Annotated in this window: 17 protein-coding genes and 1 pseudogene; 2 read left to right on the forward strand and 16 right to left on the reverse strand. The window is 69.7% G+C overall.

The window, feature by feature from the left end; translation table 11 throughout:
- Positions 1-130: 130 nt before the first annotated feature.
- Entirely contained in the window at positions 131-910 is a 780-nt protein-coding gene (gene cysE, locus N4G63_RS14720; protein ID WP_260786216.1) for a serine O-acetyltransferase, read from the reverse strand.
- A 43-nt stretch (positions 911-953) separates the two neighbouring features.
- Positions 954-1,736: an RNA methyltransferase gene (locus N4G63_RS14725; protein ID WP_314599866.1), complete on the reverse strand. Its 783-nt coding sequence runs from the start codon at positions 1,734-1,736 to the stop codon at positions 954-956.
- 148 nt (positions 1,737-1,884) lie between these two features.
- On the opposite strand from N4G63_RS14725, the pseudogene N4G63_RS14730 reads away from it, so the two are divergent.
- A pseudogene (locus N4G63_RS14730) lies at positions 1,885-2,865 on the forward strand (inositol monophosphatase family protein); the annotation flags it as partial.
- 627 nt (positions 2,866-3,492) lie between these two features.
- A complete protein-coding gene (locus N4G63_RS14735) occupies positions 3,493-3,714 on the forward strand; it encodes a hypothetical protein (protein WP_260786218.1) in 222 nt (73 codons plus the stop codon).
- Between the two features lie 140 nt (positions 3,715-3,854).
- On the opposite strand, the gene N4G63_RS14740 is transcribed toward N4G63_RS14735, so the two are convergent.
- From N4G63_RS14740 to N4G63_RS14805, 14 genes are all read right to left on the reverse strand, one after another.
- Positions 3,855-4,025, reverse strand: a complete 171-nt coding sequence (locus N4G63_RS14740) for a hypothetical protein (protein ID WP_260786219.1) — start codon at positions 4,023-4,025, stop codon at positions 3,855-3,857.
- Positions 4,022-4,423, reverse strand: a complete 402-nt coding sequence (locus tag N4G63_RS14745; protein WP_260786220.1) for a hypothetical protein — start codon at positions 4,421-4,423, stop codon at positions 4,022-4,024. The genes N4G63_RS14740 and N4G63_RS14745 overlap by 4 nt, the downstream gene beginning before the upstream one ends.
- A complete protein-coding gene (locus N4G63_RS14750) occupies positions 4,398-4,775 on the reverse strand; it encodes a hypothetical protein (RefSeq protein ID WP_314599867.1) in 378 nt (125 codons plus the stop codon). Before N4G63_RS14750 ends, N4G63_RS14745 begins: the two co-directional genes overlap by 26 nt.
- On the reverse strand, positions 4,772-4,909 hold the full coding sequence (locus tag N4G63_RS14755) for a hypothetical protein (RefSeq protein ID WP_260786222.1): 138 nt from the start codon (positions 4,907-4,909) through the stop codon (positions 4,772-4,774). The genes N4G63_RS14750 and N4G63_RS14755 overlap by 4 nt, the downstream gene beginning before the upstream one ends.
- A 12-nt stretch (positions 4,910-4,921) precedes the next feature.
- The gene (locus N4G63_RS14760; RefSeq protein WP_260786223.1) at positions 4,922-5,194 is read right to left on the reverse strand and encodes a hypothetical protein; all 273 of its coding nucleotides are present in this window, start codon (positions 5,192-5,194) and stop codon (positions 4,922-4,924) included.
- 56 nt (positions 5,195-5,250) lie between these two features.
- Positions 5,251-8,010, reverse strand: coding sequence for a phage tail protein (locus tag N4G63_RS14765; RefSeq protein ID WP_314599868.1), 2,760 nt, complete (start codon positions 8,008-8,010; stop codon positions 5,251-5,253).
- A 61-nt stretch (positions 8,011-8,071) separates the two neighbouring features.
- Positions 8,072-8,500 (reverse strand): DUF6950 family protein, encoded by a 429-nt coding sequence (locus N4G63_RS14770; RefSeq protein ID WP_260786225.1) that lies wholly within the window; start codon positions 8,498-8,500, stop codon positions 8,072-8,074.
- Positions 8,497-9,063 (reverse strand): hypothetical protein, encoded by a 567-nt coding sequence (locus N4G63_RS14775; protein ID WP_260786226.1) that lies wholly within the window; start codon positions 9,061-9,063, stop codon positions 8,497-8,499. Before N4G63_RS14775 ends, N4G63_RS14770 begins: the two co-directional genes overlap by 4 nt.
- Positions 9,063-9,599 carry a tail fiber domain-containing protein gene (locus tag N4G63_RS14780; protein ID WP_260786227.1) on the reverse strand — a complete coding sequence of 179 codons (537 nt, stop codon included), beginning with the start codon at positions 9,597-9,599 and terminating at the stop codon, positions 9,063-9,065. Before N4G63_RS14780 ends, N4G63_RS14775 begins: the two co-directional genes overlap by 1 nt.
- A 56-nt stretch (positions 9,600-9,655) precedes the next feature.
- On the reverse strand, positions 9,656-10,336 hold the full coding sequence (locus tag N4G63_RS14785; RefSeq protein WP_260786228.1) for a hypothetical protein: 681 nt from the start codon (positions 10,334-10,336) through the stop codon (positions 9,656-9,658).
- Entirely contained in the window at positions 10,333-12,387 is a 2,055-nt protein-coding gene (locus tag N4G63_RS14790) for a hypothetical protein (RefSeq protein WP_314599869.1), read from the reverse strand. The genes N4G63_RS14785 and N4G63_RS14790 overlap by 4 nt, the downstream gene beginning before the upstream one ends.
- Before the next feature lie 7 nt (positions 12,388-12,394).
- Entirely contained in the window at positions 12,395-12,538 is a 144-nt protein-coding gene (locus N4G63_RS14795) for a hypothetical protein (RefSeq protein WP_260786231.1), read from the reverse strand.
- A 110-nt stretch (positions 12,539-12,648) separates the two neighbouring features.
- Positions 12,649-13,005, reverse strand: coding sequence for a hypothetical protein (locus N4G63_RS14800; RefSeq protein WP_260786232.1), 357 nt, complete (start codon positions 13,003-13,005; stop codon positions 12,649-12,651).
- The gene (locus N4G63_RS14805; protein WP_260786233.1) at positions 13,005-13,655 is read right to left on the reverse strand and encodes a phage tail tube protein; all 651 of its coding nucleotides are present in this window, start codon (positions 13,653-13,655) and stop codon (positions 13,005-13,007) included. Before N4G63_RS14805 ends, N4G63_RS14800 begins: the two co-directional genes overlap by 1 nt.
- Between the last annotated feature and the right edge of the window lie 54 nt (positions 13,656-13,709).

The following is a 13,709-nucleotide window of genomic DNA, read 5'->3' on the forward strand; positions in this document are numbered from 1 at the left end:
GGCCCGGGGGAGCGAACCCGGACGCAAACAGTCCAGTGGACTGTTTGCGCCTGGTGAGCGCCAGAGCGCTTGCGCTCTGGCATGGAGTCAGCCCGGTACCCGACGGCCTTGGCCTCGCGCCATCGGCGCCCTACTTGACCAGGCGGTTCAGGCCGTCAGCGTCAAAACGCTCGGTGGTGTGGGCGTCCTGCGGCACGCAGTCACCGGCTGGCAGTTCACGTGCTCCGGAAGACAGCGTCTCGATGGCGCGCCACAGCAGCGCGATCTGGTGCTCGTGGCCGGCGGCGTTGTCGATCAGGCCCTTCATGGCCTGGGCCACCGGGTCGTCGCCCTGGGTCACGCCATAGGCCGAGAAGCCCATCTTGGCCGCCACCTGCTCACGCGTGGCCTCGGCGCTCTTTTGCACGATGCGCGCCGGAATGCCCACCGCCGTGGCGCCCGCCGGCACCGGCTGCAGCAGCACGGCATTGCTGCCCACGCGTGCGCCATCGCCCACCGTGAAACCGCCCAGCACCTTGGCGCCGGCCGAGACGATCACGCCCCTGCCCAGCGTCGGGTGGCGCTTGGCGCCTTTCTCGAGCGAGGTGCCGCCCAGCGTCACACCCTGGTAGATGGTGCACTCGTCGCCGACCTCGGCGGTCTCGCCAATCACCACGCCCATGCCGTGATCGATGAACACGCGCTGGCCGATGGTGGCGCCAGGGTGGATCTCGATGCCGGTGAGAAAGCGGCCGATGTGCGAGAGAAACCGCGCCGGCCAGCGCATGCCGCGCAGCCAGAAGCGGTGGGCCAGGCGGTGCCAGATCAGCGCATGCAGGCCTGGGTAACAGGTGAGCACCTCCCAATTCGAGCGCGCGGCGGGGTCGCGCTCACGGATGCAGGCGATGTCTTCACGAAGGCGGCTGAACATGATGCGTTTCCAGCAGGAGTCGCGGCCAGTGTAGCGGCGGGGCTCAATCCTTGCTGGCGGCGGCATTGGCCGCTGCGGCGGCCGCGCGCGCGATGCCGCGCAGGATGTGCAGCTCCTCGCGCGTGAGCTGGGCGCGGTTGAGCAGCTGGTTCAGGCGCGGCATCAGCTTCTTGGGTGCGGCGGGGTCGAGAAAGCCGATGGCCGCCAGCGTGTGCTGCCAGTGCGCCAGCGCCCCGGCCACCTCGTCGGCGCCGGCCAGCGCGGCGTCGGCGGTGCGTGGCTGCACCGGGTAGCCGCCCAGCGCCATGCGCCAGTCGTAGGCGATCAGCTGCACCGCCTGGGCCAGGTTCAGGCTGCCGTAATCGGGGTGGGTGGGAATGCTCAGGCAGGCATGGCAGCGCCACACGTCCTCGTTGGCCATGCCGAAACGCTCGCTGCCAAAGACAAAGGCCACGGCCTGCGCGGGTGCCTGCGGCGCGGCCAGCGCCGCGAAGTGCGCGCGCGGCGCCACCGTGGGCGGGCCGAAGTCGCGCGGCGTCATGGCCGTGGCGCAGGCATGGGTCACGCCGGCCAGGGCCTGGTCGAGCGAGTCGACGATGCGTGCGCGGGCCAGGATGTCGGCCGCGCCGCTGGCCATGGCCACCGTCTCTTCCTGGCTCAGCACATCGGCAAAACGCGGCTGCACCAGCACCAGATCGGCAAAGCCCATCACCTTCATGGCCCGGGCGGCGGCACCCACATTGCCGGGGTGGCTGGTGCGCACCAGCACGAAGCGTGTGCCATTCACGGGCGGCGGCAGCGGCGGGGTATCGGTGTTGGCGGTCACGGGCAGCTAAAATGCGGGTTTTCGTGGGTGGGCAAGGCCGATGATTGTCGGCCTTCACCCGGGCGAACGCTCTTTCCTTCCGTCGGCCCCCTCTCCTTTCCGGCCCGCCCGTGCGATCCACGGCGCGCCAGGCATTCCAGGATCTCCCATGTCGCAATCCCTGCACCCCATGCTCAACATCGCGATCAAGGCCGCCCGTGCGGCTGGCGCGATCATCAACCGGGGTTCGCAGGATCTGGACTTGCTGAAGGTCACCTCCAAGGGGCCCAACGACTTCGTCAGCGAGGTCGACCGCGCGGCCGAGGCCGTGATCATCGAAACCCTGCTCGAGGCCTACCCCGGCCACGGCATCCTGGCCGAAGAGTCGGGCCGCGAGCACGGCGCCAAGCACAGCGACTATGTGTGGATCATCGATCCGCTGGACGGCACCACCAACTTCCTGCACGGCCTGCCGATCTACGCGGTGTCCATCGCCCTCGCCTACCGCGGCAAGGTCGAGCAGGCGGTGGTGTACGACCCCAACCGCAACGACCTGTTCTACGCCTCCAAGGGCCGTGGCGCGTTCCTCAATGACCGGCGCCTGCGCGTGTCCAAGCGCGTGCGCCTGGCCGATTCGCTGGTGGGCACGGGCTTTCCGTTCCGCCGCGGCGACAACTTCCAGCGCTACCTGAAGATGTTCGAGAGCGTGATGCAGGCCTGCGCCGGCCTGCGCCGCCCGGGCTCGGCCGCGCTCGACCTGTGCTACGTGGCCGCCGGCTGGTACGACGGCTTCTTCGAGACCGGCCTGTCGCCCTGGGACCTGGCCGCCGGCTCGCTGATGATCACCGAGGCCGGTGGCCTGGTGGGCAACTTCACCGGCGAGGCCGATTTCCTGTACCAGCGCGAGCTGGTGGCCGGCAACCCGAAGGTCTATGCCCAGCTGGTGACGCTGCTGGCACCGTACTCGCGCGCCATCAGCCGTGACGACGAAACCTCGGCCGAGGCCGGCGAGCACGGCACGGCCGACCAGCCCGCCGCCGCGCTGGCCGCGGCCCTGGGCGTGGGCGGCGAGGCCACCGCCGAGCCGGCCGACGCCGCCGCGCCGGCCGTGCGCGAGCGCAAGCCGGTGCGCATCCGCAAGGCCGATGTCGAGGCCGAGGCCGCGGCGGCCGAAGGCCAGGCCGACGGCGACGCCCAGCCCGGCGCCGAGCGCCCGCCCCGCGCGCCGCGCCCGGTGCCCACGGTGACGCACAAGCCGGCCGACCCGCGCGGCCCGCGCACCGGCGGTTTTGGTGACCGTGGCGACCGTGGCGATCGCGGTGGCCCCGGCGGCCCGCGCGGCCCGGCCCGCGGCGCACCGCAGGGTGACCGGCGTCCGCCGGCCAAAACTGGCGCCGGCCCGCGCCCGGGCGGCAAGCCCGGCTTCAAGACCCCGGGCGGCCGCGGCGGCCAGGGTGGTGGCGGCGGCAGCCGTGGCGGCTCGGGCGGCTACTGACGCCCTGGCCCTGCGCCGTGCCGAACCTGCGCTGACACTGCGCTGAACCCGCGCGTTTTCTCCAACGCCGCCTCTTCCTCAAGCTTTGCTGTCCTAGATGACTGGCACGCCCGCCACGCCTGACCGCGCCCTGCCCGACCTGTCGGCCCACACGCCCATGATGCAGCAGGGTATATGCCAGGGAGTTGGCGCGGTTTTCTTGAAACTCACGCCAAAACCTACGCCAATCACCTGAACAGGTGGCGCAGAATCTGAGCCACCCGCCGGCGCACATTGCCGGCCATGAGCACCCTAGTCCTGTACCGCTGGCGCATCCGCGACCCCGCCACCGGCGACTGGCGCGTGACGCGCCACCGCGTGACCGAGGCCGATGCCCGCGCCGCCTACCCCGACGCGGAGCCAGTGGAGTGGTCGCGCGAGGAGCGCCAGGTGCCCGACGATCCGCTGTACGACGGCGCCACCAGCGTCTGGCGCCGCCGCAAAGAAGACAGCCCCGGGCCATGAGGCGCCGGGGCTGGAACGGCAGCGGGTGCGGCGCTGCCGACGAGCTCAGGGAGGTGCGCTCGGGGCGTTGGGGCCCGCGGCAATGCTACCGCCTGGCCACCGCCTGATGCACCCCGATGCCGGGGGCCCGGCATGCTGGCTCACTGGCGGCCGGCCCAGGCAGCCCAGAGCAACGCCACAGATCCCGCACCCATGGCCGCATTGCTGGCGCGCCGCAGCACACCGGCGGCTGGGCCATCCATCTGCCAGGCGCAGTACAGCGCGCGGGCCAGGCCAATGACGCCCAGCGCCGCCAGGATCAGGTGGATCATGTACTGCCCCCATTGCGACGCTCGAGCCATTGCCTGATCTGCCCCACGGCCCACTCACCGGCCACGCCCAGCCGGTCGGGCCAGGCCCAGGCGATGGCCAGCGCCACCAGCGCCATCACATCGTGCCGCCCGACGGGCCAACGCGCCGGCATCTCGGCCAGCACGATGGTGGCGCCGATGTTGCTGACCAGCAGCGCCAGTGCCAGGCACTGCGCCAGGTGCCACACGCCCAGCCACCACTGCCGCGTGGGCGCGCGCTGCAGGCTCAGCAGGCCACCGAACACGGCGCCGACCAGCACAATGGCCGCGTCCTGGTACACGGCGGCCAGGCTGCCCAGTGCCGCAGTCAGCAGCGCGGCCAGGATGGATTCGTCACTCGGCGGCGGTTGGGGCGTCATGGGGCCGTCTCCAGAGGCGCCGGGCGATCAGGGCCGCCGCGGCCAGGGATAGCAGGGCCTGGTACGGCTGAGCCCCGATGAGATTGACGCAGGCGTCACCGGCCGGCGGCATGGCCATGTGCGCCGCGCCGCATGCGGCCTGCTGTGCCCCCTCGAACTGCATAACGCAGCAGGCGAGCAGGCCAAAAAAGGTACGGGCGCGGCAGCGCAGCAGCCAGCCGGCGCCAGCCAGCAGCGCACCCTGGGCGGCGTAGTAGGCCCAGCGGCGGGCCAGATCGTCGCTCAGTGCGTAGTAGCCCCAGAAGGTGGCCACCACGGCCAGCAGGGCCAGCAGCTCGCGCCGGGCGGTCATTTCGGGCCGGGGCCGCCACCGCCCAGCAGCTGGGCAGCGCGGGCGCGCCGCGTGCCGGCAGGCGCGTTGTTGAGCCAGGCCAGGGCGCCGCGGTAGGCGGCGGCGGTGGCGGCGATGGTCAGGGTGGTTAGCATGGTGTGGTCCTGTCAGGTCGGGTTGAACTCGGCCACCACGGTGATGTCGTAGCACGTGGCGGTGCTGGCGCCGGTCACTGCACCGTAGAGCCCACAGATCACCGGGCTGCCGGCGCTTACGGCAAAGGTGCCGACCAGGCTGTACGGCAGGCGCCCAGCGCCCAGTGGCGTGGCGCCGTCGTAGGTGGTCGTGCCGCCTTGCTCGAGGAACACCATGGCCTGGGCTGCCGCGCCCCAGTCGCTACCACTGGCGCCCGCGCTGAAACTGGCGGTGACTTTGACCACCCCCGCGCTCGGCGGCGTGAAAATCACGGTGTTGGGTCTGCCACTTGCTGCCATGGTCAGCCGATCGTGCTGTACGTGACGGGGCCCGCCACGGTGTTTTTGTAGACCAGCGTGCCGCCTGGCGTGCCGGGATCACCCTGCTCGCCCTTGATCAGGCTCCAGGTGTAATCCGCCGGGTTCGTGCCCTCTGTGGCGCTGGTCTTGTTGGTCGCGACGCCCAGGTATGTCTGGCCGCTCCAGGCGCCTGTGGTGAACCCGCTGGATCCGTCCGAGCTGTTGGCGTAGGCGATCCAGGTGTAGGTGGTGGCACCGTCCTGCACCAGATCGCCGGCCAGCACAGTGGCCACAGCTGTGGCGGTGGCGCCCGACACATTGCCGGTGGTGTCGACATGCCGGGCATAGCGCGTCAGCGTGCCGGCCACGGTCACCACCTCGGCCCACTGGCTGGCGCGGCCGCGGAACAGCGGCGCGCTGGCGCCGCCCCAGTCGGCATTGGTGGCACGGATCTCGATCACGTCCCAGTCGGCATCCACGGGCACTGCCCAGCTCCACACCGCCCGGCCCTTGGACACACTGGCCGCGAAGCTGGCCACGTTGCTGGGCGGGGCCTGCTTGCCCACCACGGCATGCAACAGCGTGGCCGACCACGGGCCTTTGGCCATGGCGCTGTACGCGCGGGCCTTGATCAGGTACATGCGGCCGTCGTACACATCGGCCACGCGCACGGTGCCTGTCGCCTCGGGCGCGCGCACGGTGCGCCAGGTGCTTTCGGGCTCAGTGGCCAGGCCGTAGCGCACCTCCACGCCGCCGCCGCTCTCCACCACGTAGCGATCAGCGATCGGCGTCCAGGTGATGCGCAGCGTGCTCACCACGGTGCCATCAGCCTGGGTTTGCAGCTCGGCAGTGCCGCTGTAGGCGGCCAGGCCCTGCACGCTGGGCACATACCACGGCGACGGCAGCGTGGGCCGGGGTTGCGGATCGGCCGCGGCAAAGCTGGATCCGAGGGCCCAGATGCTGGCATCGGTCTCCTGCAGCTCGAGGCGGATGATGCCGCCGGGCGTCCACTGCGCATCCAGCACCTCGAACTGCTGACCTGCGAGGCCAAACCGGTCGAGTTGCACCTGCAACACGTCGAAGGGCTCGACAGCAAAGGCGCGCATGTTGCAAGGCAGGCTGAGGCGGCGGCCCCAGCGCTGGCGCCGCATGCGCACTGCCGCCACCTGCTGCGCCTGGCCCGAGAAGGGCACGGCGGGCAGGCTCATCTCGCGCGGTAGCTCGGCACGGTCGTCGTCGATGTACGTGGCACTGCGCACTGCGGGATAGTCGAGCTCTCGGTAGTGCCGATCCTCGTCGATGAACTTGCCTGTGACAGCGTTGAACGAGGCAGCCAGTGCGGCATGGCCCTGCACGGTGATCTCACCGTCTGCCAACCACGATGCATCGAGCGTTTGCAGCGGGGTCACTGGCGCGCCAGCGCGCAGCCGCAGCTGGCCATCCACCACCACCCATTCGCCTGCCATGGCGTCGCACAGGTCATTCAGGTAGTCGGCCGGCCTGGCGCCGGCCTTCACCACCAGGCCGGCTGTGTAGCGCGGGCGGGTGTGCACGCGGCCGCTCAGCACGTATGCACTGACCTCATCGCATACGGTCGCCTGGGCAGCGATGTTGGCATCAGCCACCGCGCTGCCGGGCTGCATGCCCAGCAGCGGGTGCGTGGCGACGTAGCGGCACATCAGCGCGGGGTTCTCGCTCCAGCGGGTGGCACCGTCGCGCGGGTCGAACAGCAGTGCGCCGCGCAGCACGGCGCTGATGTTGGGCAAGCCGCCGGGGAACGCATCAGGGTCATAGTCGCACTCGACCACCAGCGCCGCGGTGTCGGTGAGCGTGTGCAAGCCCGTCCAGATGCCGGGAAAGGCCGCCATCAACGCGGCATCGGCAGCCTGCCCGGGGGCGCCGGTGTAGGCACGAATGCGCATGCGCGGGACGCTGGCACTGCTGGCCTCGGTGCGATAGGTGATGTGCACCGGATACCCGGCCATGGCACCCGACAGGCCGCTGACAAACGCTGTTGCGCCGGTGATGGACACATTCGCAAGCACGTCGGTGGCCTGGTAGTCCTGCCCGGTCTGGTTGTTGCTGAGCACGGCGCGCACGCTGTCCACCACGGGCTCGCCGGCCAGCGCGATGGTGCAGTTGCCCGAACTGTCCAGCACACCACTGGCCTGCAGATCCATGCCGGTCGCCTGCTGCATCCACGGGTTGCTGGCCGGCTGGTACGTGATGACCAGGGTGCCCACGGTGCCTGCAGTGGCACCGGCCACACTGATGCTGGTGCCGCTGACAGCCGTGACGGTGAGCGGCACGGCTGTGCTGCCGTAAACCGCCTCTGCGCTGACGGTGCCCGAGGCCGGCTCTGCGGTGATGGTGACGGTGGCAGCAGCGGTGCTGATGGCGAATTCGTCGGTGCGCTGCAGGGCGATGACATTGCCCGCACCATCGACGGTGGCCACCTCGTCGCCGATGTAGTAGCGCTCGAACCCATCGATCTGGTGCGCGGCCATCAGCACGACCATGCACAGCTTTTCGCGATGGGCCCCGGTGCTGCCAAGAAACGCGATGGGCCCCGAAACGCGCTGCCGGCCGAGCACAAACTGCCTGGGCTCGGTGGCGCCGCGCACCATCACGTAGCGGTCGCGCAGGCTGGCGTTGTAGGCGTCGCGGGACTGGTTCTTTTGCTTGCGCTGCTGGTCTGCGGTGACGGCCACCGACGACACCACGGCGACGGTGGCCGCGATTTCGACGGAATACATCATCATGGCCGCGCCCATCGTGCCGCCGATCTCAGCGCCGATCCACGAGATGATTGCCGCTCCACCATCAGGCATTGCCCACCCTCCACGCAGCCAGCGCCGCACCAAGCGGCTGTGCAGCCAAGCCGGCCCCTGCGGCCGGGCTGAGCCAGACATCACCCACGCACACGCCCAGCAGCTCCCGCCCGCCGTGATGCAGCAAGCCCACATCTCCCACCCCGGCAGCAAGCGGCATGATCTGCGGCCCCGCATTGCTGGCCAGCGCACTCAGCCCCCCCAACCGGGCCAACAGGCGCGCAGCGCCGGCAGCACAGTGGTAGCGCCCCCGCCAGGCGGCAGCGTGATCTTTGCCGGTGAGCGCCAGCGCGGCATCGGCCGCGAAGAGGCAGCAGTCGTGCCCACCCCAGACGAACGGCGCGGCGCGGCGTGCCTCGATCAGCGCAAAGAAGCGCGCCAGGCCAGCATCAGCCAGAGCGTGCGCGGGGTCGGCGCTCATTTGCGGAAGAAGCTGGCGGCGGGCCACTGGATCTGCTGGTCCACCTGGTCACTCATGTACTGCAGACTGGGGTCATTGCCGTAGAGGCGGCGTTGCTCGGTGTCGCTCCAATAGCTGGGCACCCCGCGCAGCAGATCCATGGCGCAGTGCTCGGCCGACACCTGGATGACTGCGGCACCGCCCTCTTCACGCAGCACCATCGCGTCGCCCCGGCCCTGCCAGCGCAGGCGCGGGGTGAGCGGCGCATTGCTGACCGGGTGAAACAGCAGGCTGTACACGGAAATGGCGCGGTTGCGCACCGGCTCGTTCAGCGCCATGGACACGGCAGCGCTGGACACGCCGCTCAGCTCGAAGCCAAGCGGCTTGATGTCGGCCACTGCTTCAGTCACCGCGTCGATGCGGCCCAGGCCGCGTGTGCCGTACCACACGGCGCCGCCCACCTCGAGATCCAGGCCGCTGGTGTTGAGCCGCACGGTGCTGGTCAGTTCCATCTGCACCAGCACGGCCATGCGCACCACCGGGGCCTGAAGCGCGGCCAGCTCGTCGGCGGAGAGGATGCGCATCAGGCGCCACCCGCCTCCAGCGCGGCCACGCGACGGCGCAGCGCCTGCACCTCTGCCACCAGCAACGGCACCAGCTTGCTGTAGTCCACGCCCATCATTTCATCCGGGTTGATCGGCTGGTGCACAGCCTCGGGCAGCACCTGCACCAACTCCTGGGCCACAAAGCCCCAGCGCGTCAGCGCGCCATCGGCCCGCCAGTGGAAGCGCCGCACCTGCACGGCATCGAGCGTGGCGCCAGCCTCGCCTGCGGCGGTGATGCTGGTCTTGAGCCGTTCGTCGGACGTGGTGTTGTACAGCACCCCGGTGGTGCCGCTCTGCGTGATCGAACCAATCACACCACCGGCGTACTGCCACACGGCGTAAGCCGTGCCGGCGCCGGTGCCAGAGGCGTGCCCGGTGCGCGAGTAGCTGCCCCCGGCGTTGAGCACCCAGGCAAAGCCCTGGGGCGTGGTGGACACATCCGATGTGCCGATTGACACCTCGCCGCCGACATGGCTGATCAAGTTGGCCGCGAAGCCGTACAGCTCGGCAGTCATGGTGTCGACCTCGGAAATCGGCACGCTGGCGCGGCCGGCCAGTGTTGTTCTTGGCATCAGGGCACCTCGACAAATTCAACGCTGCAGCCGTCGGCGACGCGGCCGGGCTGCCAGGTGGTGGGAACACCGCCGTCCTTCAGCATCACGGTGATGCGCGGGCGATCGGTGACGACAGGGCTGTACGCCGCCCAGGAGCGCCGCGCACGCGGCTGGAATTCCACCGTCACGCGGCCGGCGCTGTCGGCCGTGGCGTCTGCCATCACCCGCACTGTTTGCCCGGCCAGGCCCAGCATGTCGCCGGCCAGCACGGTGGCGCCGGGCAGCACCTGCAACAGCGCGGTGTTGGCGAACTGCGCCACCGCGGCGACAACCACGGGCGTGCCATCGGTCCAGGCCACGGGCCCGCCGCTGCCATCCGTCCAGGCCACGGTCCCGGGCGCGCCGGTCCATGACACGGGCGCGGTGGCGCCGATGGTTCCCAGCGGCTGTGGCGCGGCGAAGTGCCAGATCTCGACCTGGTGCGATGTGCCCTTGAAGCGATCAAAGAAGGCCTCGCGCTGCCGAACCTGGCGCTGCGTGATGGCCGGCGGCAGACTGAACATGCCTACCCACCGCTCGCCCTGCAGATCCAGCGTCTGGGTGTCGGTGCTGTACGGCGAGGCGAACATCACCGTGTTGGCCCGCAACCGCAACTCGAAGGCGCTGGGCGTCTCGCCCAACCAGGCGTAGATGCTCATCGCGTGACGACTCCCAGCTTGTGCAGACGCTTGAACACCTCGGCCACTGCAGCCTGCGATGCCTGAGTTGTGGCCGAGTACATCTCGGCACGGCTGACGCCCTGGCCGGTGTTGTAGGTTGCGCCGCTCATGTCAATGTGCAGGCCGCCGGCCCCCGCCGATGAAGCTGCGGTGGCTGGCGTGACCTGGCCGCCCTGCTTGCCCATGACCAGGATGTGCCGACTGCCTACGCGCAGCAGCTCAGGCCCTTGTTCGACGATGCCGTACATGCCGCCGGGCTGTGTGCCGCCCCCGGTGGCGCGCCCGCCGCCGAAGATGCTGCTGAGCCCACCGGTGAACGCTGATGCCAGGCTGCCCAGTGCGGACGCACCGCCTTTGCCCGCATCAGGGAACAGCATGCGCGTGAGATCTGCCGCGGCGGCATCGGTGGCCATGCGCAGCACCATGTTGGCCCACAGGGCGGCGATGCCGTCAAAGTCACCCTTGAGCGTGAGCCGCAGCGTGTCGCCCAAGGCGTTCTGGGTGTTCTTGGCAAACTCGGCCGTGAACTGGTCGAGCTGCGCGAACACGGGTTCAGCGGTCTCAGGGATGGCGCCCAACCCGCGGTAGACCTCGTCGATCGCTTCCTGGATCTGGCGCAGGCGGGCTGGGTCTTCCGTGCGGGCCAGCTCGGCGTTCAGGTCATCCACCAGCTGCCGGCCCTCGAGGTTGCGCGTGCTGGGCGTTGCCGCCAGGGCGGCGTTCATGCGCGCCATGCGCTCGGTCATGGCCTTGGCGGCCGGATCGAGCGCGTTGATCTGATCGATGGTGGCCTTGATGGCCTGGGCGATGGCTGGCTGGTTTGCGTCGGGCACCTTGCTGAGCAGCAGCAGCTCTTCGAGCTCAGTGCGCAGGACAGTCAGTTTGTAGGTGTCGGTTTGCTCCAGCGCCTTGAGCGCGGCCAGGCGCTCGGCCGGGATCACAGGGCCGATGTCGGTGGCCGCGGTACGTGGGCCAGCGCGGCCGGCTTTGCCCTTGGGCGTTTCAGGCAACGTCGGGATCTGCGGGCGCTTTGCGGGGCTATCAGCCTGGTCTGGCAGGCTGGCGCCAGAGGCCCATTGCTTCAGCCACTGGTTCACCTCTGCGCCTTCGCGCTGCAGCTCACTGAACTCAGCGCGCAGGCCGCGCATCTTCCTTGTCATGTAGGCGTCACCGCCGCGGCGGTCCATCGTGGCCTGCAGGGATTCGATCTCGGCCGTCACCACGCGCAGGCGATCGCTGATCAGGTTGGCACGCAGCTCTTTGCCGATGCTGGCCCAGAAGCCGCCGGCCTTGTTCAGTGCCTGCAACTTGGCGAAGAACTCATTGAGCGCTGGCAGCATGGTGCCGGTGATGGCGCGCGCGGCGGCAGCCATGTTGGCGCCGAAGGCAGCCAGATGTTTGTTGAAGCGTTCGGCTTCTTCGGCCTGTTGGGCAGTCAGCTTGGCGTTCAGCTCCGAGGCGTCGGCCAGGTCGACCATGAAGGCGCCGGTTTCCTTCACGCTCTTGCCCAACAGCTCCTGCATGAAGCGCGCCTTGTTGCCGCCGTCCTCGAAGCCGGCCAGCGCCTTTGCCGTGCGGTGCAGCGCCTCGGCCAGGTCCATCTGGCGCAGCTCTTCGGCGTTCAGGCCGATGGCCTTGAGCATCTGCGCGTAGTCGCTGCCGGGCTTGGCCTCGGCCAGCACCTTGTTGAAGCGCAGCAGTGCCGCGCCCACGGTCTCCATGCTGGTACCGGTGCGGGCGGCGATGTCTTCCAGCGCGCTCAGGTTCTCGATGCTGGCGCCGGTGGAGTCCTTCAGGTCATTCAGCGCATCGACCCCATCGATGGTGGTGCGCAAGAACGCCGCCAGGCCGGCCACCGACACCGCGCCGGCCAGCGCAGTGCCCACGCCGCTGGCCGCGGCGCTGAGCCGCGCGTAGCGGGCCTCGATGTCGGCCGCTTGCTTTTCGGCCAGGCGGCCGGCCCTGTCCATGCCGGCTTGCAGGCTGGCCAGCTGCGCGACGAGGTCGATTGAGAGAGTGGCAAGTGCCATGGGTGCTTCAGTTGGGCGCGACTGCCTTGTCGGGCGCGTCGGGCGGGCTGTGTTGTTTGATGACCAGCAGGCGGTGGATCAGGCCATCGACATCAACCACGCCGAGCCAGGCCACCACCATGGGCAGGCCGGCCCAGTCGATGCCGCCCATGCCGTTGGTGAGCAGGTTCCAGGCGCGGATGGCGATCTGGTCATCGGTGCTGGCTTGTGCTGGTGCTTCGCTGCGGTACTGGACGCCGGCCTGGGCATCCAGTACCGCAGTCAGTTTCCCGCTGCGGCCTGGCGCGCCTGCAGGTGGCTCTCGATGGCCTGGCCGATGGCCCGGGCCACCACCTGGATGCACTCGGCCTGGTCGCGCACCCACTCGGCCCACACGCTGGTCGAGAACGCCACTTCGTCCTCGGCGCCGATGCCGGCACCCAGCAGCGTGGCCTCGGTGAAGCCACGCCATCCGTCGACAGCCGCCGCCACATGATCGACCGTGATGCCCTGGGCAAAGCGGCCAAACTCGGCCTCGGCCGGGCGTAGGATGCGCACCTCGGGATTGCCCGGCAGAGGCAGCGCCACCCAGCTCTGGCGCGCGCTGCGCAGCGCGGCGATGAGGGCCTGCTGTTCCATCAGGCGGCACCCTCGGTGACAAAGCCCTTCACGGTGACGCTGATGCTGCCGGTACCCACCTGGCCCTGCTGCACATCCCGGCCGGGCTTGCTGGGCTCGCCGCGGAACACCATCACGTCGCCGTTGTTCCAGGTGACGCGAAACACCAGCAGCTGGCTCCTGCGGGCTGCGCGCCGGATGATCTGCAGGGCCTCGCTGGCCAGGCTCTCAGCCAGCAGGCCGATGTTGAGCGTTTCGGCGGCCAGCAGTCCGTTTCGCTCCTGCCGGATGTTGTCGAGCAGGGTGGTGGTATTCAGCTTGTCGGCCTCGCCGCCACCTTCGGCAATGCTGGTGCTCTTGGCCAGCGTAGCCCAGGCGGTGATGGGTACGAAGCTGCCGCTGGTGAATGCGGGGTAGTCGGTGGTGTCAAGGTCACCCAGCGTGAACGTGTCGGTGGTGACGGCCGCCAGGCGCACAGCCTGGCCCTCGATGTTGACCATGCCCCCCACGTTGTTGAAGTAGCCCACGCTTTTGGCCGTGAGCGCGTGGGCCACGGACGTGGCCACGCACGGGTCGGCCAGGGTCATGCCGGTCACGGTCTTGGCCGTGCCTTCGGTCTTGCCGACTTCGACGCGGACACCGCGCCCGATGATGAGATCGCCTTGTGCCATTGTTGGCTCCTGTCATGTGTGCGGCGCGGGCCGCGGTTTCAGAAACGACGAGGC

Source organism: Aquabacterium sp. OR-4, assembly GCF_025290835.2.
Classification (GTDB): domain Bacteria; phylum Pseudomonadota; class Gammaproteobacteria; order Burkholderiales; family Burkholderiaceae_C; genus Pseudaquabacterium.

Excerpts from the sequence above, each read along its gene's own strand:
- N4G63_RS14745 (WP_260786220.1), bottom strand. The coding sequence starts at position 4,423 with ATGACGCCCCAACCGCCGCCGAGTGACGAATCCATCCTGGCCGCGCTG.
- N4G63_RS14765 (WP_314599868.1), bottom strand. The coding sequence starts at position 8,010 with ATGATGATGTATTCCGTCGAAATCGCGGCCACCGTCGCCGTGGTGTCG.
- cysE (WP_260786216.1), bottom strand. The coding sequence starts at position 910 with ATGTTCAGCCGCCTTCGTGAAGACATCGCCTGCATCCGTGAGCGCGAC.
- N4G63_RS14770 (WP_260786225.1), bottom strand. The coding sequence starts at position 8,500 with ATGAGCGCCGACCCCGCGCACGCTCTGGCTGATGCTGGCCTGGCGCGC.
- N4G63_RS14750 (WP_314599867.1), bottom strand. The coding sequence starts at position 4,775 with ATGACCGCCCGGCGCGAGCTGCTGGCCCTGCTGGCCGTGGTGGCCACC.
- N4G63_RS14790 (WP_314599869.1), bottom strand. The coding sequence starts at position 12,387 with ATGGCACTTGCCACTCTCTCAATCGACCTCGTCGCGCAGCTGGCCAGC.
- N4G63_RS14800 (WP_260786232.1), bottom strand. The coding sequence starts at position 13,005 with ATGGAACAGCAGGCCCTCATCGCCGCGCTGCGCAGCGCGCGCCAGAGC.
- N4G63_RS14780 (WP_260786227.1), bottom strand. The coding sequence starts at position 9,599 with ATGACTGCCGAGCTGTACGGCTTCGCGGCCAACTTGATCAGCCATGTC.
- N4G63_RS14775 (WP_260786226.1), bottom strand. The coding sequence starts at position 9,063 with ATGCGCATCCTCTCCGCCGACGAGCTGGCCGCGCTTCAGGCCCCGGTG.
- N4G63_RS14755 (WP_260786222.1), bottom strand. The coding sequence starts at position 4,909 with ATGCTAACCACCCTGACCATCGCCGCCACCGCCGCCGCCTACCGCGGC.
- N4G63_RS14795 (WP_260786231.1), bottom strand. The coding sequence starts at position 12,538 with ATGGGCGGCATCGACTGGGCCGGCCTGCCCATGGTGGTGGCCTGGCTC.
- N4G63_RS14805 (WP_260786233.1), bottom strand. The coding sequence starts at position 13,655 with ATGGCACAAGGCGATCTCATCATCGGGCGCGGTGTCCGCGTCGAAGTC.
- N4G63_RS14785 (WP_260786228.1), bottom strand. The coding sequence starts at position 10,336 with ATGAGCATCTACGCCTGGTTGGGCGAGACGCCCAGCGCCTTCGAGTTG.
- N4G63_RS14740 (WP_260786219.1), bottom strand. The coding sequence starts at position 4,025 with ATGATCCACCTGATCCTGGCGGCGCTGGGCGTCATTGGCCTGGCCCGC.
- N4G63_RS14735 (WP_260786218.1), top strand. The coding sequence starts at position 3,493 with ATGAGCACCCTAGTCCTGTACCGCTGGCGCATCCGCGACCCCGCCACC.